20 protein-coding genes are annotated in these 20,276 nt (G+C 66.3%); all 20 read right to left on the bottom strand.

All coding sequences use genetic code 11. From position 1 onward, the window contains the following. Positions 1 to 3: 3 nt before the first annotated feature. A complete protein-coding gene (gene hisH / locus E5CHR_RS06615; RefSeq protein WP_162583597.1) occupies positions 4 to 660 on the bottom strand; it encodes an imidazole glycerol phosphate synthase subunit HisH in 657 nt (218 codons plus the stop codon). Further along, positions 657 to 1,286: an imidazoleglycerol-phosphate dehydratase HisB gene (gene hisB, locus E5CHR_RS06610; protein ID WP_162578952.1), complete on the bottom strand. Its 630-nt coding sequence runs from the start codon at positions 1,284 to 1,286 to the stop codon at positions 657 to 659. Before hisB ends, hisH begins: the two co-directional genes overlap by 4 nt. Further along, a complete protein-coding gene (gene hisC, locus E5CHR_RS06605) occupies positions 1,283 to 2,377 on the bottom strand; it encodes a histidinol-phosphate transaminase (protein WP_162578951.1) in 1,095 nt (364 codons plus the stop codon). The genes hisB and hisC overlap by 4 nt, the downstream gene beginning before the upstream one ends. A gap of 4 nt (positions 2,378 to 2,381) precedes the next feature. Then, positions 2,382 to 2,747, bottom strand: a complete 366-nt coding sequence (locus E5CHR_RS06600) for a hypothetical protein (protein WP_162578950.1) — start codon at positions 2,745 to 2,747, stop codon at positions 2,382 to 2,384. 9 nt (positions 2,748 to 2,756) lie between these two features. Further along, positions 2,757 to 4,073 (bottom strand): histidinol dehydrogenase, encoded by a 1,317-nt coding sequence (hisD, locus tag E5CHR_RS06595; RefSeq protein ID WP_162578949.1) that lies wholly within the window; start codon positions 4,071 to 4,073, stop codon positions 2,757 to 2,759. A gap of 56 nt (positions 4,074 to 4,129) precedes the next feature. Beyond that, the gene (gene hisG, locus E5CHR_RS06590) at positions 4,130 to 4,771 is read right to left on the bottom strand and encodes an ATP phosphoribosyltransferase (RefSeq protein ID WP_162578948.1); all 642 of its coding nucleotides are present in this window, start codon (positions 4,769 to 4,771) and stop codon (positions 4,130 to 4,132) included. Continuing rightward, positions 4,768 to 6,054: a UDP-N-acetylglucosamine 1-carboxyvinyltransferase gene (gene murA / locus E5CHR_RS06585; protein ID WP_162578947.1), complete on the bottom strand. Its 1,287-nt coding sequence runs from the start codon at positions 6,052 to 6,054 to the stop codon at positions 4,768 to 4,770. Before murA ends, hisG begins: the two co-directional genes overlap by 4 nt. Positions 6,055 to 6,069: 15 nt before the next feature. Continuing rightward, positions 6,070 to 6,312: a BolA family protein gene (locus E5CHR_RS06580; protein ID WP_162578946.1), complete on the bottom strand. Its 243-nt coding sequence runs from the start codon at positions 6,310 to 6,312 to the stop codon at positions 6,070 to 6,072. Positions 6,313 to 6,415: 103 nt separating this feature from the next. Then, positions 6,416 to 7,180: an ABC transporter permease gene (locus tag E5CHR_RS06575; protein WP_162583596.1), complete on the bottom strand. Its 765-nt coding sequence runs from the start codon at positions 7,178 to 7,180 to the stop codon at positions 6,416 to 6,418. Continuing rightward, positions 7,180 to 8,127: an ABC transporter ATP-binding protein gene (locus E5CHR_RS06570; protein WP_162578945.1), complete on the bottom strand. Its 948-nt coding sequence runs from the start codon at positions 8,125 to 8,127 to the stop codon at positions 7,180 to 7,182. The genes E5CHR_RS06575 and E5CHR_RS06570 overlap by 1 nt, the downstream gene beginning before the upstream one ends. A gap of 82 nt (positions 8,128 to 8,209) precedes the next feature. Further along, positions 8,210 to 8,482, bottom strand: coding sequence for an STAS domain-containing protein (locus E5CHR_RS06565; RefSeq protein WP_162578944.1), 273 nt, complete (start codon positions 8,480 to 8,482; stop codon positions 8,210 to 8,212). 6 nt (positions 8,483 to 8,488) lie between these two features. Beyond that, positions 8,489 to 9,139 carry an MlaC/ttg2D family ABC transporter substrate-binding protein gene (locus E5CHR_RS06560; protein ID WP_162578943.1) on the bottom strand — a complete coding sequence of 217 codons (651 nt, stop codon included), beginning with the start codon at positions 9,137 to 9,139 and terminating at the stop codon, positions 8,489 to 8,491. A 127-nt stretch (positions 9,140 to 9,266) separates the two neighbouring features. Continuing rightward, complete coding sequence (locus E5CHR_RS06555) at positions 9,267 to 10,013, bottom strand: MlaA family lipoprotein (RefSeq protein ID WP_162578942.1); 747 nt, start codon at positions 10,011 to 10,013, stop codon at positions 9,267 to 9,269. Beyond that, positions 10,010 to 10,498, bottom strand: coding sequence for an outer membrane lipid asymmetry maintenance protein MlaD (gene mlaD / locus E5CHR_RS06550; RefSeq protein ID WP_162578941.1), 489 nt, complete (start codon positions 10,496 to 10,498; stop codon positions 10,010 to 10,012). The genes E5CHR_RS06555 and mlaD overlap by 4 nt, the downstream gene beginning before the upstream one ends. A 17-nt stretch (positions 10,499 to 10,515) precedes the next feature. Then, positions 10,516 to 11,298, bottom strand: coding sequence for a lipid asymmetry maintenance ABC transporter permease subunit MlaE (gene mlaE / locus E5CHR_RS06545; RefSeq protein WP_162578940.1), 783 nt, complete (start codon positions 11,296 to 11,298; stop codon positions 10,516 to 10,518). After that, positions 11,295 to 12,119: an ABC transporter ATP-binding protein gene (locus E5CHR_RS06540; protein WP_162578939.1), complete on the bottom strand. Its 825-nt coding sequence runs from the start codon at positions 12,117 to 12,119 to the stop codon at positions 11,295 to 11,297. The genes mlaE and E5CHR_RS06540 overlap by 4 nt, the downstream gene beginning before the upstream one ends. Before the next feature lie 124 nt (positions 12,120 to 12,243). Next, positions 12,244 to 13,722, bottom strand: a complete 1,479-nt coding sequence (locus E5CHR_RS06535; RefSeq protein ID WP_162578938.1) for a glutamate synthase subunit beta — start codon at positions 13,720 to 13,722, stop codon at positions 12,244 to 12,246. 38 nt (positions 13,723 to 13,760) lie between these two features. Continuing rightward, the gene (locus tag E5CHR_RS06530; RefSeq protein ID WP_162578937.1) at positions 13,761 to 18,503 is read right to left on the bottom strand and encodes a glutamate synthase-related protein; all 4,743 of its coding nucleotides are present in this window, start codon (positions 18,501 to 18,503) and stop codon (positions 13,761 to 13,763) included. Between the two features lie 166 nt (positions 18,504 to 18,669). After that, positions 18,670 to 19,362, bottom strand: coding sequence for a transposase (locus E5CHR_RS06525; RefSeq protein WP_162578936.1), 693 nt, complete (start codon positions 19,360 to 19,362; stop codon positions 18,670 to 18,672). 7 nt (positions 19,363 to 19,369) lie between these two features. Beyond that, positions 19,370 to 20,236 carry a class I SAM-dependent methyltransferase gene (locus tag E5CHR_RS06520; protein ID WP_162578935.1) on the bottom strand — a complete coding sequence of 289 codons (867 nt, stop codon included), beginning with the start codon at positions 20,234 to 20,236 and terminating at the stop codon, positions 19,370 to 19,372. Between the last annotated feature and the right edge of the window lie 40 nt (positions 20,237 to 20,276).

The following is a 20,276-nucleotide window of genomic DNA, read 5'->3' as shown; positions in this document are numbered from 1 at the left end:
GCTTCAGGGATTCCAGTGGAGAAAGTTTCTGTACAGCTGCAGCCCATGGTCCGCACTCTTCTCAGGGTGGAACTGGGTCGCAAAAATATTATCGCGTGCGATGGCAGCGGTAAAGCGTTCGCCGTATTCGGTCTCGCCCGCGCTGTGGAGCGCATTCGCTGGCCGTGCGTAGAAACTGTGCACGAAATAGAAGTAGCTGCCATCCGGCACCCCCGCCCATACCGCGTGTGGGCGGGTCTGCAGCACCTGGTTCCAGCCCATTTGCGGCACCTTGTAGCGGCTCCCGTCGGGCTGGGTACGGCCGGCCAGCTCGAACCTGAGCACCCGGCCCGGGATGAGGCCCAGGCCGTCGGTGGGCCCTTCGTCGCTTGACGACAGCAGCATCTGCATGCCCACGCAGACGCCGAACAGGGGCTTGGAAGCCGCCGCCTCCAGCACCGACTCCTGCAGGCCGGAGTCGCGCAGTTCACGCATGCAGTCGGGCATGGCGCCTTGCCCCGGCAGCACCACGCGAGTGGCGCGGCGGACCACCTCGGGGTCGGAAGTCACGAAGACCTCCACCCCGGCCTGGTCGGCCGCATGTTGCACCGCCTGCGAGACGGAACGCAGGTTGCCCATCCCGTAATCGACGACGGCGACGGTGTTCTTGCTGCTGTTCAGAGGGAACCCTTGGTCGAAGGAACGACGCCGGCCGAGCGCGGATCGAGCTCGAGTGCTGCCCGCAGTGCGCGCGCGAAGGCCTTGAAGACCGTCTCGCACTGATGGTGGGCGTTGACGCCCTTGAGGTTGTCGATGTGCAGGGTGACGAAGGCGTGATTGGCGAAGCCCTGGAAGAACTCGTAGGTGAGCTGGCTGTCGAAGCCGCCGATCATGCCGCTGGTGAAGGGCACGTGCATCACCAGGCCGGGGCGGCCGGAGAAGTCGATCACCACCCGGCTGAGGGCCTCGTCGAGCGGCACGTAAGCGTGGCCGTAGCGGCGGATGCCCTTCTTGTCGCCGACCGCCTTGGCCACCGCCTGGCCCAGGGTGATGCCCACGTCTTCCACGGTGTGGTGGCCGTCGATGTGCAGGTCGCCCTGGCAGTCGATGTCGAGGTCGATCAGGCCGTGGCGCGCGATCTGGTCCAGCATGTGGTCGAAGAAGCCGATGCCGGTCGACAGCTTGGAGCGGCCAGTGCCGTCGAGGTTGAGCTCGACCGAGATCTTCGTCTCGGCCGTGTTGCGCGTAACGGATGCCGTCCGCGCGGTGGCGGCGACGACTGCTTCAGGGGCCTTGGGGATATTCATAGCGAGGCTTCGAGGGCCGCGAGCATCTGCGCATTCTCTTCGGCGGTTCCGACTGTCAGGCGCAGGCAGTTCGCGAGCAATGGGTGCATTCTAGAAACGTTCTTGACCAACACCCCGCGGGACTTCATGCCTTCGAAGGTCTTGCCGGCATCGGGCACCCGCACCAGGATCATGTTGGCCTCGCTGGGCCAGCTTCTGACGCCCGGGAGGCGCGCAAGGGCTTCGACGATGCGGGCGCGGGCCGCGCGGATGCGGGCCGCCTGCTCTGCGAACACCTCGGCATGCTCCAGCGCGAACAGCGCGCATTCGCAGTTGAGCACGCTGATGTTGTAGGGCGGGCGCACCTTGTCTACCTCGGCGATCAGCGCATGCGGGCCGACGAGGTAGCCCAAGCGGACCCCGGCAAGCCCGAACTTGCTGAGGGTGCGCATCAGCAGCACGTGGCCGTGGCGCGACGCCCGGTCGATGTAGCTGCGCGCCGCGAACGGCTGGTAGGCCTCGTCGATCACGACCAGGCCGCCCTGCGCGCCCTGCGCCTCGACGATCCTCTCGATGGTCGCGTCGTCCCACAGGTTGGCGGTCGGGTTGTTGGGATAGGCGAGGTAGACGAGGGCCGGCCTCTCGCGGTCGATGGCCGCGAGCATCGCCGCCTGGTCGAGCTCGAAATCGGCAGTGAGCGGCACGCCGACGAAGCGCAGGCCCTGCAAGCGGGCGCTCATCGCGTACATCACGAAGCCGGGCTCTGGCGCCAGGATGGCAGCCCCAGGCAGATCGCAGGCCATGGCCAGCAGCGAAATCAGCTCGTCCGAGCCGTTGCCGAGCATCAGTCCGAAGCCCTCGGGCAGCCCGGCGTACGCGTCCAGCGCGCGCTGGAGGTCGCCGCTGCGCGGGCCCGGGTAGCGGTTCAGCGCCAATGCGCCGAGGCGCTCGCCGAGCGCCGCCTGCAGCGCGGCGGGGAGGCCGAAGGGGTTCTCCATCGCGTCGAGCTTGATCAGGCCGCGCGCGTCCTGCACGGCATAGGCATGCATGGACTTGACGTCGGCGCGGATGCGGCCCAGCGCGCGGGTGGTGTTGTCGGAAGCGGAGGTCATTCGGTCAAGGACAGCGGTAGCTGCTGCGCAAGGCGGCGGAAACGACAAGCTGGACCGGCATGTCGGCCTCGTAGCTGTCGGCGTTCCGGGTGAGTTCGGTCTGGTAGAGCGTGCGCGCCATCGCGGGCTCGAGCCGGCGGCCGTTGACGCAGAACAGCGGTTTCTGCCCGGCGCGCTGCTCGGTCTCGCTGGCTTCACGCAGGCCTTCGACCACGCCCACGAGGTAGTAGCTCGCGTAGAGCTTGCCGTCCTTCTCGTTGGCTTCGAGCATGCGCAGCTCGCGGATGCTCATGGCCTGGCACGCGGCACCGGCAGCCACCAGGCCCAGCAGGAGCAGGCAACGAACGGATCGAAGCGCCGGGATCGCCATGCCCACCTCTCAACGAAGGCGCATTCGGGCGGCCTCGGCGTGCGCCTGCAGGCCCTCCCCTTCGGCCAGAGTCACGGCGATGCGGCCCAGCGGCTGCGCCCCCGCTTCGCTGACCTCGATCAGGCTGGAGCGCTTCTGGAAGTCGTAGACCCCCAGCGGCGAGCTGAAGCGGGCCGTGCCGCTGGTGGGCAGCACATGATTGGGGCCGGCGCAGTAGTCGCCCAGGCTTTCGCTGGTGTAGGCGCCGAGGAAGATCGCCCCGGCGTGCCTGAGCAGCGGCTCCCAGCGGTGCGGCTCGCGGCTGCTGACCTCCAGGTGCTCGGGCGCAATGCGGTTGCTGATTGCGCAAGCCTCTTCCATGCTCTTCGTATGGATCAGCGCGCCCCGGCCATTGAGCGAGGCGGCGATGATCGCGGCGCGCGGCATCGAGGGCAGCAGCCGGTCGATCTCCTGCTGCACCTGCTCGATGTAGGCGGCGTCGGGGCACAGCAGGATGCTCTGCGCGAGCTCGTCGTGCTCGGCCTGGCTGAACAGGTCCATCGCCACCCAATCAGGCGGCGTGCTGCCGTCGGCCAGCACCAGGATCTCGCTCGGTCCGGCGATCATGTCGATGCCCACGGTGCCGAACACCCGCCGCTTGGCGGCGGCCACGTAGGCATTGCCGGGGCCCGTGATCTTGTCGACCGCCGGGATGGTGGCGGTGCCGTAGGCCAGCGCGCCCACGGCCTGGGCGCCGCCGATGGCGAAGGCGCGTGTCACGCCGGCCACGTGCGCGGCGGCGAGCACCAGAGGGTTCTTCTCGCCGCCCGGCGTCGGCACGACCATGATGATCTCCCCGACGCCGGCCACGTGCGCGGGGATCGCGTTCATGAGCACGCTCGACGGATAGGCGGCCTTGCCGCCCGGCACGTAGATGCCGACGCGGTCGAGCGGCGTGACCTTCTGGCCCAGCAGGGTGCCGTCGGCATCGCGGTAGCTCCAGCTCTCGCCGCTGGCTTTCTTCTGCGCCTCGTGATAGCTCCTCACCCGGCTCGCGGCGGCCTCCAGGGCCTCGCGCTGCGCGGTGGGCAGCGCCTCGAAGGCAGCACGCAATTCGGAAGCCTTCAGTTCGAGCGCCTCCAGGTCGTCCACGTCGAGCCGATCGAAACGCCGCGTGTAGTCGAGCACGGCTGCGTCGCCGCGCCCGCGCACATCGGCCAGGATGTCGGCCACCACCTGCTCGATCGCTGCGTCGGTATCGGCCGACCAGTGCAAGCGGGCCTGGAAATCGGCTTCGAAGCCGGCCGAGGCGGTCGAGAGTCGGGCGGGAGCGGCTTTCACGGGCATGTCAGCCCCTCGGGAGGCAGCGATACACGGAGCGATAAGCGTGCGGGCATTTCATTTCAGGCGGATGGAGTGGCTGCGGCAAAGGCATCGATGATGTGCCGGATCGGCGCCTGCTTGAGCTTGAGCGCGGCCTGGTTGACCACCAGGCGCGCGCTGATGTCCATGATGCGCTCGACCTCGACCAGGTGATTGGCCTTGAGCGTGTTGCCGGTCGAAACCAGGTCGACGATCGCATCGGCCAGGCCGGTGAGCGGCGCCAGCTCCATGCTGCCATAGAGCTTGATCAGGTCCACATGCACGCCCTTGCTCGCGAAGAACTCGCGCGCCAGGCCGACGTACTTGGTCGCGACCTTGATGCGCGAGCCCTGGCGCACGGCCGAGGCGTAGTCGTAGTCGGCGCGCACAGCCACGCTCAGGCGGCAGGCAGCGATGCGCAGGTCCAACGGCTGGTAGAGGCCCTGGTTGCCGTGCTCGAGCAGCACGTCGAGCCCGGTCACGCCCAGGTCGGCGCCGCCGTACTGCACGTAGGTCGGCACGTCGGACGCGCGCACCAGCACCACGCGCACCTCGGGGCGCGTGGTCGAGAGGATCAGCTTGCGCGATTTCTCCGGGTCCTCGCTGACCTCGATGCCTGCCGCGGCCAGCAGTGGCAGGGTCTCATCGAAGATGCGGCCCTTGGACAATGCAAGCGTGATCACGGCTGGTACTCCGCCGGTCCGGCCACGCGCTCGATATCGGCACCGAGGCCGCGCAGCTTGCTTTCCATTCGGTCATAGCCGCGATCCAGATGGTAGATGCGGTCGACCAGGGTCTCGCCCTCGGCCACCAGGCCGGCGATCACCAGGCTGGCGGAAGCACGCAGGTCGGTCGCCATCACGGTAGCGCCAGACAGCTGTCGCACGCCCTCGATCACCGCCACCTTGCCGTCGGTCTGGATCCTGGCGCCCAGGCGCAGCATCTCGTCGACGTGCATGAAACGATTCTCGAAGATCGTCTCGGTCACGGTCGAGGTGCCCTCGGCAATCACGTTGAGCACCATGAACTGGGCCTGCATGTCGGTCGGGAAGCCCGGGTACTCGGTGGTGCGGAAGCCCTGTGCCTTCAAGCGGCCCTGGCTGCGCACGCGGATGCCCTCGGCCACCACGTCTACCTGCGCGCCGGCCTCGCGCAGCTTCTCGATCACGGCATCGAGGTGATCGGCGCGCCCGTGGCGCAGCAGCACTTCGCCCCCGGTGGCGGCCACGGCGCACAGGAAGGTGCCGGCCTCGATCCGGTCGGCTACCACGCGGTGCGTGCAGCCCGCCAGTTTCTCCACGCCCTGGACTCGGATGCGGCTGGTGCCATGGCCTTCGATCTTCGCGCCCATTTCGATCAGCATCTCGGCCAGGTCGGTGATCTCGGGCTCCTGCGCCGCGTTCTCCAGCACGGTCTCGCCATCGGCGAGCGCCGCGGCCATCAGGAAGTTCTCGGTACCGGTGACGGTCACCATATCGGTGGTGATGCGCGCGCCATGCAGGCGCCGGCGGCCACCCGCAATGCTCGCCACCATGTAGCCGTGCTCGACCACGATCTCGGCACCCATGGCCTGCAGGCCCTTGATGTGCTGGTCGACCGGACGCGAGCCGATGGCACAGCCGCCCGGCAGCGAGACCCGGGCCTTGCCGAAGCGCGCCAGCAACGGGCCCAGCGCGAGCACTGACGCCCGCATCGTCTTCACCAGTTCGTAAGGCGCCTCGTGCGTGTGCAGCGGACCCGCGTCGAGGCGCACCGTGCCGTTGTCGTCGCGCTCGGCCGCCACGCCCATGTTGCGCAGCAGCTTGAACATGGTGGTGACATCGTTGAGGCGAGGCACGTTGTGCAGCGTGACGGGACGGTCGCTCAGCAGCGCCGCGCAGAGTTCCGGCAGTGCCGCGTTCTTTGCGCCGGAAATAAGTACCTCGCCGCGGAGCTGGCGTCCGCCGCGAATCAGGAGTTTGTCCATGAAAAAGTCCAGCGACTAGGCGTTTTGAGCCGCCCATTCGGCGGGCGTGTAGGTCTTCATCGAGAGCGCGTGCACTTCATCGGTATGCATTTTGGCACCGAGCGTGGCGTAGACGCGCTGGTGTCGCTGGATCGCGCGCTTGCCCTCGAACTCGGCGGAAACGATGGTGGCGTACCAGTGGCGGCCGTCGCCCTCGAGCGTGATGTGCTCGCAGGTCAGGCCCGCCTGGATGATGGATTGCAGCTCTTCGGCAGTCATAGTGGGAAGGGGGTCGCCGCCGGGCCGCTCCAACGCGGCTCGGCCCCCTCGGGATGTGGAGTTACAGGAGCGCAGCGAGTGAAAAGCCTGGGAGCCAACATGACTAGCCCCGGATCTTGTAGCCGATGCGCAGCAGATGGATCGCGATCGCGCTCACCACCAGCCAGGCGCCGCCGACGATCGCCACGCTCACCCAGGGCGAGATGTCGCTGATGCCGAAGAAGCCGTAGCGGAAGCCGTCGATCATGTAGAAGAAGGGGTTCAGGTGGCTCACCTTCTGCCAGAAGGGCGGCAGGGAATGAATGGAATAGAACACGCCCGAGAGGAAGGTCATGGGCATGATCAGGAAATTCTGGAACACGGCCATCTGATCGAACTTCTCGGCCCAGAGCCCGGCGATCAGGCCCAGCGTGCCGAGGATGGCGGCGCCCAGGAAGGCGAAGACCGCAATCCACAGCGGCGCCACGAAGCCCGGCACGGCGAAGAGGGCCGTGACCGCGAACACGCCCATTCCGACGACCAGCCCGCGCACGACGGACGATCCCACGTAGGCCAGGAACCAGCCCCAGTGCGACAGCGGCGTGAGCAGGATGAACACCAGGTTGCCCATGATCTTGCTCTGGATGATGGACGACGAGCTGTTCGCAAAGGCGTTCTGCAGGACGCTCATCATCACCAGGCCCGGCACCAGGAAGGCGGTGTAGCTGACCGAGCCGTAGACCGTGACGCGGCCTTCCAGCACATGGCCAAAGACCATCAGGTAGAGCAGCGCCGTGAGCACCGGCGCGCCGACGGTCTGGAAGCCGACCTTCCAGAAGCGCAGCGTTTCCTTGTAGAGCAGCGCTCGCCAACCCAACGCGTGAACCATCATCGAGCCACCTCCAGCGGCGTCTGCTCGCCGGCCATGAGGTCGATGAAGACATCTTCCAGATCGGCCTTGCGCATCTCGACATCTTCCACGTCGAGCCCGGCCTCGCGGATGGCGGCCAGCAACTGCTCGACCTCGCGTGCGTTCTGCGCCGGCAGCTGCACGATGCGGCCCGTGATGCGCGCATGCCGCGCCAATTCCCAGGGCAGCATGCCATCGGTCTTGAAGCGCAGCACGTTGCTCGCGGCCGAGCGCAGCAGCTCGCTGGTGCGATCCAGCGCAATCACCCGGCCTTGCTTGAGCATGGCGATGCGGTGGCACAGCGCCTCCGCCTCCTCGAGATAATGGGTGGTCAGCAGCACCGTGCTGCCCTGCTTGTTGAGCTTGGCGACGAACTGCCACAGGGTCTGGCGCAGTTCCACGTCGACGCCGGCGGTCGGCTCGTCCAGCACGATCACCGGCGGCTTGTGCACCAGGGCCTGGGCGACCAGCACCCGCCGCTTCATCCCGCCGGAGAGCTGGCGCATGTTGGCGCCGGCCTTGTCGGCCAGTCCAAGGCTGCTCAGGAGCTCGTCGATCCAGTCGTCGTTGTTCTTGATCCCGAAGTAGCCCGACTGGATGCGCAGCGACTCGCGCACATTGAAGAAGGGATCGAACACCAGCTCCTGCGGAACCACGCCGAGCTTCCGGCGAGCCTGGCCGTACTCGCGCTGCACATCGAAGCCGTGGACGCTGATGGCTCCGGCGGTCGGCCTGGACAGGCCGGCGAGCATGCTGATCAGCGTGGTCTTGCCGGCCCCATTGGGGCCCAACAGGCCGAAGAACTCACCCTCCTCGATCTGGAACGTGACCTCGTCGACTGCACGCAGTCCGGTTTTTCCCTCGGCACGCTGCTGGCGCGAGGCAGGATAGGTCTTGCAGACCGATTGGAAGGAGATCGCAGGCATGGGAGCCCGCGATTTTAGGGCCCCGCCGTTTTTTCGCTTTCCGGCGGGACAAAGGCCTGGCGGGCCGGTTGCAGCCGCTGGATCATGGCGCTGCAGGCAGAAGGCCCGCCACACCATACAGCGACGCGAGTTCCCGCAGGCGCGGCGGCAGGCCCTTGACTGCGAAGCCGCGGCCCATTGCACTGGATTCACGCCGGCATTCGAGCAGCACCGCAAGCGCCGAGGAGTCGAACTGCGCGAGCGCGCTGGCATCAACCACGGTGGACGAGGCAGCCTGCCCCGCGAGCCCTTGCCGCAGCATGAGCACGCAGGCCGGCGCCTCGTCGTGCGTCAGCTTGGGCGGCAGGACCAGCATCGATACTCAGCTCTTGCCGTTGCGCTTGTTGCGCTCGGCGAGTGCGGTGATCAGGCCGTCGATGCCCTTGGCATTGATCTCCTGCGCGAACTGGCTGCGGTAGGTATCGACCAGCCACACGCCCAGCACATTGAAGTTGTAGATCTTCCATCCACCCGCCTCGCCAGGCGTTTTCTCGAGGCGGTAGTCGAGCTGCACCGGGTCGCCGCCTCCACGGACTTCCGTGCGCACCAGCACCTCCTTGTCGTCGGGCGAACCGCGGAAGGGGCGCACGGCCACGGTCTGGTCACTGACCTGGTCGAGCGCGCCGGCGTAGGTACGCACCAGCAGCTTCTTGAACTCTTCCTGCAGCCGCTGCTGCTGCTCGGGCGTCGCCTGGCGCCATGCGGGCCCGACGGCGGATGCGGTCATGCGCTGGAAATTGACGTTCGGCATGATCTTGGTATCGACCAGGACCATGATCTTGTTGACGTCGCCAGCCTTGATCGACTTGTCGGCCTTGATGGTCTCGAGGACGTCGCTCGACAGGCGTTTGACCAGCGCATCCGGCGCCTCGTCGGCGGCATGGACCGGCCTCACGAAGGCAGCGGCGCCTGCAAGCAGCAGACCGGCCAGCATCAGGCGCCCCAGGGAGCGTCGTTGCAGGATCTGAATCATCGTGTTTCCCTTGTTGAAAGTTTCGAGCCGTTGCGACCCGTGGCAAGCCAATTGGAACGGAAGCCTGTCCGCGGGGTTCCCGCCCTTGTGCAAAGCGCGCAACGGAATGCAAGCGCCGCACGCACGGTCAGTTGCCTTCGTTCGGCAAGTCTCCGTCATGCACCTCGTTATGTCGGCGCTGCAGATAGGCATCGCGCGTGAATGTGTACTTGTCGAGCGCCGCGTCGTCGATCAGTTGGCTGGCACGCAAAAAGTTCGATCGCGCGTCGATCACGCGAACAAAGTAGAGCGAGTTGCGCCACGGAATGTCGTTGATCTGGTTCAGCAGATCCCCTTGCCGATCGATCGTCAGGGCGGCCGTGTCGCGCACTGTCGAGGAGCCCAGCAGCGGCAGCACCACGTACGGGCCGCTCGGCACGCCCCAACGGCCCAGGGTCTGGCCGAAGTCTTCGGAGTGGCGGTCGATGCCGGCCTCGGTGGCAATGTCCAGCAACCCGCCGAGCCCGAAGACGGTGTTGACGTTCACGCGCATGAAGGTCTGGGCGCTGTTCTGCAGCTTGAGCTGCAGCACGCTGTTGGCAAAGCTCCAGACATCGGACAGGTTGCCGAAGAAGTTATTGACCCCCGTGCGCACGAAAGAAGGCAGCACGCGGCGATAGGCCGTTGCCGCCGGGACCAGCACCGCGTCGTCGACCACGTCGTTGAAGCGCGTGACGCCGCGATTGAAGGGTTCGAACGGGTCGGCCGGATTGGCCTTCGGCCCGGAAGCGCAGCCGGTAGCAATGGCGAGCGCTGCAACAGCACCCAGGCAGCGCACGGCCGAGGCGGTGCCGCGCGGCAGGCACGGCAAATCGAGGGGGGATCGTGTTTTCATTTCTTGTTGCCATTGCCCGATGGCGTACTGCCATCGGCCGCCTTGCTGTAGAGGAACTGTCCGATCAGGTTCTCCAGCACGACGGCCGACTGCGTCGAGGTGATGATGTCGCCAGCTTGAAGGGTCTTCTCCTCAGCCCCTGCTTCGATTCCGATGTACTGCTCGCCAAGGAGGCCGCTCGTCAGGATCTTGAGGGAACTGTCTTTGGGGAAACTGTAACGGCTCTGCAAAGCCAGCGTGACGCTGGCCTGGAAAATCTTGTCGTCGAACGTGATCGATTCGACGCGGCCGACCACCACGCCCGCGCTCTTGACCGCGGTCTGCGGCTTCAGGCCGCCAACGTTGTCGAACCGGGCGCTGACGGAATAGGTCTTCTGGAAATTCAGGCTCAAGAGGTTGGCGGACTGCAGCGCGAGGAACAGCAGTGCCGCCGCCCCGATAAGCACGAACAAGCCAACCCAGACGTCATTCTTGGAACGTTGCATGAAGCGCCTTTAGCTTTCTAGATACTGAACATCATCGCGGTCAGCAGGAAGTCGAGCCCCAGTACCGCGAGCGAGGCCACGACCACGGTGCGGGTGGTGGCACGCGACACGCCTTCGGGCGTCGGCTGGGCCTCGAAGCCCTGCAGCAGCGCGATGAAGGTGACGGTAAATCCGAAGACGACGCTCTTGACCACGCCGTTGCCCACGTCGCGCCAGACATCGACCCCGCCCTGCATCTGCCCCCAGAATGCCCCCGGATCGACGCCGAGCATCAGCACGCCGACCACCCAGCCGCCGACCACGCCGACCGCGCTGAACACGGCCGCGAGCAGCGGCATGGTGATCACGCCGGCCCAGAAGCGCGGCGCCAGGATGCGCTGCACCGGGTCGACCGCCATCATCTCCATGGCGCTGAGCTGCTCGCCCGCTTTCATCAGGCCGATCTCCGCAGTCAACGACGTCCCCGCGCGCCCCGCGAACAGCAAGGCCGAAACCACGGGGCCGAGCTCGCGCACCAGGCTCAGCGCGACCAGCAGGCCGAGCGCCTCCGAGGAGCCGTAGCGCTGCAGCGTGTAGTAGCCCTGCAGCCCGAGAACGAAGCCGACGAAGAGACCGGAGACGGCGATGATCGCGAGCGAGTAATTGCCGAGGAAATGGATCTGGTCGCGCACCAGGCCGAAGCGGCGCAGGCTGCCCGCGCCGCGCAGCGTGAGGCGCAGGAACAGGCGCGCGCCCATGCCGAGATCGCCCAGCTTGGAGCGCACGGCAAAGCCCACGTCGGCCGGCCTGTACCAGCTCATCCCCGCTCCCCGTGAGCGTTGTTGCCGAAGTCCTGCTCCACCGGGAGCCCGGGATAGTGGAAATGCACAGGCCCGTCCGGAAGCGCATTGACGAACTGATGGACCAGCGGATCGCCGCTGCGGCGCACTTCCTCCGGCCGGCCCTCTGCCGCAACGCCGCCGTTGGCCAGGATGATCACGTGGTCCGCGATGCGAAAGGTCTCTTCCAGGTCGTGCGACACCACCATGCTGGTGAGCCCCAGCGTGTCATTGAGCTGCCGGATCAGGCGCGCGGCGGTACCGAGCGAGATCGGGTCGAGGCCGGCAAAGGGCTCGTCGTACATGACCAGTTGGGGATCGAGCGCGATGGCCCGGGCCAGCGCGACGCGCCGCGCCATGCCGCCGGAAACTTCGCTGGGCATCAGGTGGCGTGCGCCGCGCAGGCCGACCGCATCGAGCTTCATGAGCACGATGTCGCGCACCAGCGCTTCGGAGAGCGGCGTGTGCTCGCGCAGAGGAAAGGCGACGTTGTCGAACACGCTCATGTCGGTGAACAGGGCGCCGAACTGGAACAGCATGCCCATGCGGCGACGCGCGGCATAGAGTGCGTCGCTGCCCGCCTTGCCGATGTCCTGGCCGTCGAACAGCACTTCGCCGCGGTGGGCGCGCACCTGGCCGCCGACCAGGCGCAGCACGGTGGTCTTGCCGCCCCCGGAAGCCCCCATGAGTGCCGTCACCTTGCCGCGGGGCACGGTGAAGGAAACGCTGTCGAGGATCGCGCGTTCGCCGTAGCCGAAACGGACATCGCGGAATTCAACCAGTGAGGACTCGGGTGGGTTCATGGGCAACAGAAAAGCCGGGGCGCCTGAGGCATCCCCGGCTTGCGGTAGCCGTCCATGATAAATCAAGCACAGCCCGTGCCCATCCACCGAACTGAGGGGCCAACCCCCGCCTGATTCGAGGCCTTCAGCGCGGCAGGTCGCTGTAGCCCATCAAGAACTCGTCGACGGCGCGGGCCGCCTGGCGCCCTTCGCGGATCGCCCACACCACGAGCGACTGCCCGCGGCGGATGTCGCCGGCGGCGAACACCTTGGGGACGTTGGTGGCATAGCCGCCAACGAAGTCGACGCCGGCCTTGGCATTGCCACGGGCATCCTTTTCGACGCCGAAGGCATCCAGCACGCCGGCGACGGGGCTCACGAAGCCCATGGCGAGCAGCACCAGGTCGGCCTTCAGCACCGTCTCGGTGCCCGGCACCTCGATCATCTTGCCGTCCTTCCACTCGACGCGCACCGTCTTGAGGCCGGTGACCTTGCCCTTCTCGCCGATGAATTCCTTCGTGGAAATCGCGAACTCGCGCTCGCAGCCCTCCTCGTGGCTGGAACTGGTGCGCAGCTTGTACGGCCAGTACGGCCAGGTCAGCGGCCGGTTCTCTTCTTCGGGCGGTTGCGGCATCAGCTCGAACTGCGTGACGCTGGCGGCGCCGTGGCGATTGCTGGTGCCCACGCAGTCGGAGCCGGTGTCGCCGCCGCCGATGACGATCACGTGCTTGCCATCCGCGCGGATCTGGCCCTTGACCTTGTCACCCGCGTTGACCTTGTTCTGCTGCGGCAGGAACTCCATCGCGAAATGAATGCCGTCGAGATCGCGACCGGGCACCGGCAGGTCGCGTGACTGCTCGGCACCGCCCGTCAGGACAACGGCGTCGAATTCCTTGTCGAGCTGCTCGGGCGTCACCGTCTCTTTGGCCCAGTTGGTCACCTTGGAGCCTTTGCCCAGCGGGTCCTTGGCCGCACCGACCACCACGCCCGTTCGGAACACCACGCCCTCGGCCTTCATCTGCTCGACGCGGCGGTCGATGTGCACCTTCTCCATCTTGAAGTCGGGGATGCCGTAGCGCAGCAGGCCGCCGATGCGGTCGTTCTTCTCGAACAAGGTGACGTCGTGGCCGACGCGGGCGAGTTGCTGCGCAGCTGCCATGCCGGCCGGCCCGGAGCCCACCACCGCGACCTTCTTGCCGGTCCTGTGCCTGGCCGGACGCGCCGCAACCCATTGCTCCTCCCACGCGCGATCGATGATTGCGTGCTCGATCGACTTGATGCCGACCGGATCGTCGTTCACGTTGAGCACGCAGGCCGCCTCGCAGGGCGCGGGGCAGATGCGGCCGGTGAACTCGGGGAAGTTGTTGGTCGAATCCAGCACCGTGAAGGCGTTCTGCCAGTCATTGCGGTAAACCAGGTCGTTGAAGTCCGGAATGATGTTGTTGACCGGGCAGCCGCTGTTGCAAAACGGCGTGCCGCAGTCCATGCAGCGGGCACCCTGCACCTTGGCCTGCTGGGCATCGAGGCCGATGACGAATTCCTTGTAGTGCCTGACGCGCTCTTCGACGGGCTTGTAGCCCTCCTCGATGCGCTCGTGCTCCATGAAGCCCGTGATTTTTCCCATCGTGATTTCCTGGTTCTGTTCTTCGTCTGTCGCGGTGCTCAGGCCGCCACGGCCGGCTTCGTCATCGCATGCGGCTCGAGGCCCACGTGCGCGTTGTTGCCGCTGCTCGTGAGCTCGACCTTGCGGTCGTGGATCTCGGCCAGGGCGCGCTTGTACTCGTTCGGGAACACCTTGACAAAGCGCGTGCGAGCCACGGCCCAGGTGTCGAGCAGCTCGCGCGCACGCTTGCTGCCGGTCCAGCGGTGGTGGTCTTCCAGCAGCTTCTTGAGCTTGGCCTCGTCGGTCTCGCCCTCGTGCCAGATCTTGCGATGCACGCTCGCCGTCTGCTCGGCCGTGGTCAGCACCTTGTCGAGCGAGACCATGGCCAGGTTGCAGCGCGTCGCGAACTGGCCGTCCTCGTCGTAGACGAAAGCGACGCCACCGCTCATGCCGGCCGCGAAGTTGCGCCCGGTCTTGCCGAGCACCACGACCGTGCCGCCCGTCATGTACTCGCAGCCGTGGTCACCCGTGCCTTCGACTACCGCGGTCGCACCCGACAGGCGTACCGCGAAGCGCTCGCCCGCGACGCCGCTGAGGAAGGCCTCGCCGGTGGTCGCGCCATACAGCGCGGTGTTGCCGACGATGGTGTTGCGGATGGCCTCGCCGCGGAAGTCCAGGCTGGGGCGCACTACCACGCGACCGCCCGACAGGCCCTTGCCGGTGTAGTCGTTGGCGTCGCCGATGAGGTAGAGCGTGATGCCGCGCGCCAGGAAGGCGCCGAAGGACTGGCCGCCGGTACCCTCGAGCTGGATGCGGATCGAATCGTCGGGCAGGCCCTGCGGATGCACCTTGGTCAGCGCGCCGGAGAGCATGGCGCCCACGGAACGGTTGACGTTGCGCGCGACCTCGATGAACTGCACCTTCTCGCCCTTCTCGATGGCGGGACGCGACCGTTCGATGAGCTTGTTGTCAAGGCTCTTCGCGAGGCCGTGGTCCTGCGCCTCGACGTGATAACGCGGCACGTCGGCCGGCACGTTCGGCTGCGCGAACAGGCGGCTGAAGTCCAGTCCGCGGGCCTTCCAGTGCTCGATGCCCTTCCGGGTGTCGAGCAGATCAGCGCGGCCGATCAGGTCGTCGAACTTGCGGATGCCCAGCTGCGCCATGATCTGGCGCACTTCCTCGGCGACGAAGAAGAAGAAGTTCACGACATGCTCGGGCTTGCCCGAGAACTTCTTGCGCAGCACCGGGTCCTGCGTGGCCACGCCGACCGGGCAGGTGTTGAGATGGCACTTGCGCATCATGATGCAGCCCTCGACCACCAGCGGCGCAGTCGCAAAGCCGAACTCGTCCGCGCCCAGCAGCGCGCCGATCGCGACGTCGCGGCCGGTCTTCATCTGGCCGTCGGCCTGCACGCGGATGCGGCCGCGCAGGCGGTTGAGCACCAGGGTCTGCTGGGTCTCGGCCAGGCCGATCTCCCAAGGGCTCCCCGCATGCTTGATGGAGGACCACGGAGAAGCGCCGGTGCCGCCGTCATGGCCGGCAATCACGACATGGTCGCTCTTGCACTTGGCGACCCCGGCCGCGATGGTGCCGACGCCGACTTCACTGACCAGCTTGACGCTGACGCTCGCATGCGGCGCCACGTTCTTCAGGTCGTGGATCAACTGCGCCAGGTCCTCGATCGAGTAGATGTCGTGGTGCGGCGGCGGCGAGATCAGGCCGACGCCGGGCACCGAGTAGCGCAGTTGGCCGATGTAGTTGGAGACCTTGCCGCCGGGCAGCTGGCCACCTTCGCCGGGCTTGGCGCCCTGGGCCATCTTGATCTGAAGCTGATCGGCGGAAGCCAGGTATTCGGCGGTGACCCCGAAGCGGCCGGAGGCGACCTGCTTGATCTTCGAGCGCAGCGAATCGCCGTCGGCCAGCGGCAGGTCGACCTCGACGTTGGCCTCCCCGATCACGCTCTTGAGCGTGTCGCCCACTTTGATGGGGATGCCCTTGAGCTCGTTGCGGTAGCGCGCCGGGTCCTCGCCGCCCTCGCCGGTGTTGCTCTTGCCGCCGATGCGGTTCATGGCCACGGCGAGCGTCGCGTGCGCCTCGGTGCTGATCGAGCCTAGCGACATGGCGCCCGTGGCAAAGCGCTTGACGATCTCGCTCGCGGGTTCGACTTCGTCCACGGGAATGGCCTTGGCCGGGTCGATCCTGAACTCGAACAGACCGCGCAGCGTGAGATGGCGCCGGTTCTGGTCGTTGATGAGCTGCGCATACTCCTTGTAGGTGCTGAAGTTGTTGGCGCGCGTGCTGTGCTGCAGCTTGGCAATGGCGTCCGGCGTCCACATGTGCTCCTCGCCGCGAACGCGCCATGCGTATTCGCCGCCCGCGTCCAGCATGCTGGCGAGCACGGGGTCGTCGCCGAATGCCGCCTTGTGCATGCGAATCGCTTCCTGGGCGATCTCGAAGACGCCAATGCCTTCGACCCGGCTCGCGGTGCCAGTGAAGTACTTGGCCACGGTGTCGCTGTTGAGGCCGATGGCTTCGAACAGTTGGGCGCCGCAGTAGCTCATGTAGGTGCTGACACCCATCTTCGACATGATCTTGGACAGACCCTTGCCGATTGCCTTCACATAGTTGTAGATAGCCTTCTCGGCGCTCAGGTCGCCGGACAGGTCCTCGTGCATTGCGGCGAGCGTCTCCATCGCGAGGTACGGATGCACCGCCTCGGCCCCGTAGCCGGCCAGCACGCCGAAATGATGAACTTCGCGCGCCGATCCGGTCTCGACCACCAGGCCGGCCGTGGTGCGAAGGCCCTCGCGCACCAGATACTGGTGGATGGCCGAGAGCGCCAGCGGCGCGGGAATGGCGATTTGCGTGGCGCTGACTGCGCGGTCGCTCACGATCAGGATGTTGTGGCCGCCCTTGATGGCGTCCACCGCCTCGGCACACAGCGATGCCAGCTTGGCCTCCACGCCCTCCTCGCCCCAGGCGAGCGGATAGGTGATGTCGAGCATGTAGCTCTTGAACTTGCCCTGCGTGTAGGCGCCGATGTCGCGCAGCTTCGCCATGTCGGCGAAGTCAAGGATCGGCTGGCTCACCTCGAGCCGCATCGGCGGGTTGACCTGGTTGATGTCCAGCAGGTTCGGCTTCGGGCCGATGAAGGACACCAGCGACATCACGATCGCCTCGCGGATCGGGTCGATGGGCGGATTCGTCACCTGCGCGAACAGCTGCTTGAAGTAGTTGTACAGCGGCTTGTTCTTGTTCGACAGGACCGCCAGCGGACTGTCGTTGCCCATCGAGCCGATGCCTTCCTCGCCGGCGGCGGCCATCGGGCTCATCAGGAATTTGATGTCTTCCTGGGTGTAGCCGAAGGCCTGCTGCCGGTCCAGCAGGCTGACCTGGCTGACCGGCGCCGAGACACCGTGCGCCTCGACGCTGTCGAGCTTGATGCGCAGGTTCTCGATCCACTGCTTGTACGGCTTGCTGTTGGCGAGGGTGGCCTTGACCTCCTCGTCGTCGATCATGCGGCCCTGCTCCAGGTCAATCAGGAACATCTTGCCGGGCTGAAGACGCCATTTGCGAACGATCTTTTGCTCGGGCACCGGCAGCACGCCCGATTCGGAGGCCATGATCACCAGGTCGTCGTCCGTCACGCAGTAGCGCGACGGACGCAGGCCGTTGCGGTCGAGCGTGGCGCCGATCTGGCGGCCGTCGGTGAAGACGATGGAGGCCGGCCCGTCCCACGGCTCCAGCATGGCCGCGTGGTACTCGTAGAACGCGCGGCGGCGCGGGTCCATGGTCGCGTGCTGCTCCCAGGGCTCGGGGATCATCATCATCACGGCCTGGCTGATGGGATAGCCGGCCATGGTGAGCAGTTCGAGGCAGTTGTCGAAGGTGGCGGTGTCGGATTGGTCGGCGAAGCTGATGGGGTACAGCTTCTGCAGATCGGCGCCCAGCACCGGCGAAGACATCACGCCTTCGCGGGCCTTCATCCAGTTGTAGTTGCCCTTGACGGTGTTGATCTCGCCGTTGTGGGCGACGTACCGGTAGGGGTGCGCCAGCGGCCACTCGGGAAAGGTGTTGGTCGAGAAGCGCTGGTGCACCAGGCCCAGCGCCGAGATGCAGCGCTTGTCCTGCAGGTCGAGGTAGTACGTGCCGACCTGGTCGGCCAGCAGCAGCCCTTTGTACACAACCGTGCGGCTCGACATGCTCGGAACGTAGTATTCCTTGCTGTGCTTGAGCTTCAGGCGCTGGATGGCCGCGCTGGCGGTCTTGCGGATGACGTAGAGCTTCCGTTCCAGCGCGTCCTGCACGATCACGTCGTTGCCGCGGCCGATGAAGACCTGGCGCAGCAGCGGCTCCTTCTTGCGCACGGCCGGCGACATCGGCATTTCGCGGTTGACGGGAACGTCGCGCCAGCCCAGCAGCACTTGGCCTTCGGCCTTGATGGCGCGCTCCATCTCCTGCTCGCAAGCTTCGCGCGAGGCGTGCTCCTTGGGCAGGAAGATCATGCCGACGCCGTATTCGCCGGGCGGCGGCAGCGTCACCCCCTGCTTTGCCATCTCGTCGCGATACAAAAGATCCGGCAACTGGATCAGGATGCCTGCGCCGTCGCCCATCAGCTTGTCAGCGCCCACTGCGCCGCGATGGTCGAGGTTCTCGAGAATCTTCAGACCCTGCAGGACGATCGACTGACTCTTTTCGCCCTTGATGTGGGCGACGAAGCCGACGCCGCAGGCGTCGTGCTCGTCAGCGGCGGAATAAAGACCGTTTCGTTGGAGATACTCGATCTCGGCAGCCGTGGTCATGGCGCACTCCTTCAGTTTTTCGCGGGGAAAGGAAGGATATTGCGTCGCACAAATAATGCCAAGTCCTTTATTCGGGGTCAGATTCCTATTAAATTTCGACGTTCTACGCTGATCCTAAATTAGGGACACATAAGCCGAACGGTTCGCCAGCGCCGGGGCTATTGCTTCAGTCACGCGAAACTGGAGGTCGCCCTGGCCTGGACTTCAAAACCCGCCGCGCGGTGTTCTTCTGCAACGCCTCGAGAAAGTCGGGATCCCCGGCGGCCCAGCCGTGGAGCGTGGCCTCGGTCAACACGGCTTGGTCGCCCGCCGCGACGCCGCCGCGCACCAGATCCACGTAGGCGGCTTCCCGGGCAAAAGGCGTATTGCCGAGTGACCAGTAGAGCGGATGCGGCGTTACCAGCTTGTCGTGTCGCAGCCCGGCATAGTGGGCATGGCTGGACCATGGATAGTCACGCGCCTCCGCCACGATGCCGGCGCGCACCGGATTCAGATCGATGTAGGCCATGCAGGTCAGCAGGTAGCGGTCGGTCTGAATCAAAGTGGACTTGTAGCGCCCTTCCCACAGAGTGCCCGTCCGCCCGTGCCGGTCGTTGAAGTAGCGCACGTAGCGCCGGCCCACCGATTGCATCCACAGCGGCAGCCCGTCCGCGCTCGCGGGCGTGGCCAGAAGGTGATAGTGGTTGTCCATCAGCACGTAGGCGTGCAGTGCAATGCCAAAGCGCACCGCGTTCTCGCCGAGCACGCCCAGCAGCATTTCACGGTCTGCGTTGTCGACGAAGATGGACTGGCGGTTGTTGCCGCGCTGGATCACATGGTGCGGCTGCTCGGCCAGCGTGAGACGGGGAAGGCGGGCCATGGCAGGATCAACCCAGGCGGAAGCGCGTCTCCAGCAGCGACTCCAGCCCGAACTCGGCCAGCAGCTGCTCGAGCCTGGCCGCAGCGCTGGCTTTGCGCTGACCGGTGCGGCGGGCGATGATCAGCTCGTTCTTCAAGCTGTGCTCCCAACCTACCAGTTCCGTGACGGTGACCTGGTACCCGTTGGCCTCCAGGTAAAGGCAGCGCAGGACGTTGGTGAGCTGGCTGCCGATCTCGCGCGTGTGCAGCGGGTGCCGCCAAAGCTCGGCCAGGGGCGTACGCGAGAGCGACAGCGCCTTGGTCTGGCGCAGGCAGGAGGCGACCTCCGCCTGGCAGCATGGCACGAGCACCATGAAGCGCGCTCGCTTGGCGAGCCCGAAGGCGATGGCGTCGTCCGTGGCCGTGTCGCAAGCATGCAGCGCGGTCACCACGTCGATCTGCGCCGGGAGCTCGGCCGCGTCGGCTGACTCGGCGGCGCTGATGTTGAGGAAGGCCATGCGATCGAAGCCGAGCCGCTTCGCCAACGCGCGCGACTTGTCGACCAGGTCGGCCCGCGTCTCGATCCCGTACACCTGACCTCCGCCACGCGGACCGAAGAACAGGTCGTAGAGGATGAAGCCCAGATAGGACTTCCCGGCGCCGTGGTCGGCCAGGCTGGCGTGCGCGCCCTCCTCCGGCAGCTCGACGAGCAGTTTCTCGATGAACTGGAACAGGTGGTAGACCTGCTTGAGCTTGCGGCGCGAATCCTGGTTGAGCCGCCCCTCACGCGTGAGGATGTGCAGCTCCTTCAGCAGCTCGATGGACTGGCCGGGACGCAGGACTTCGTGCAGCTCGGCTTCGGCCTTCGAGACCTTGGCAGGTGCCTTGCCGTTCATAGGGAGCCCTCCGCGCTGCGCGCTGCGGTGCAAGCCCCCT

This window comes from Variovorax sp. PBS-H4, assembly GCF_901827205.1.
Lineage (GTDB): Bacteria > Pseudomonadota > Gammaproteobacteria > Burkholderiales > Burkholderiaceae_C > Variovorax.
Note: the sequence above shows the minus strand (reverse complement) of the source record. Positions and strands in the feature narration are given on the sequence as shown.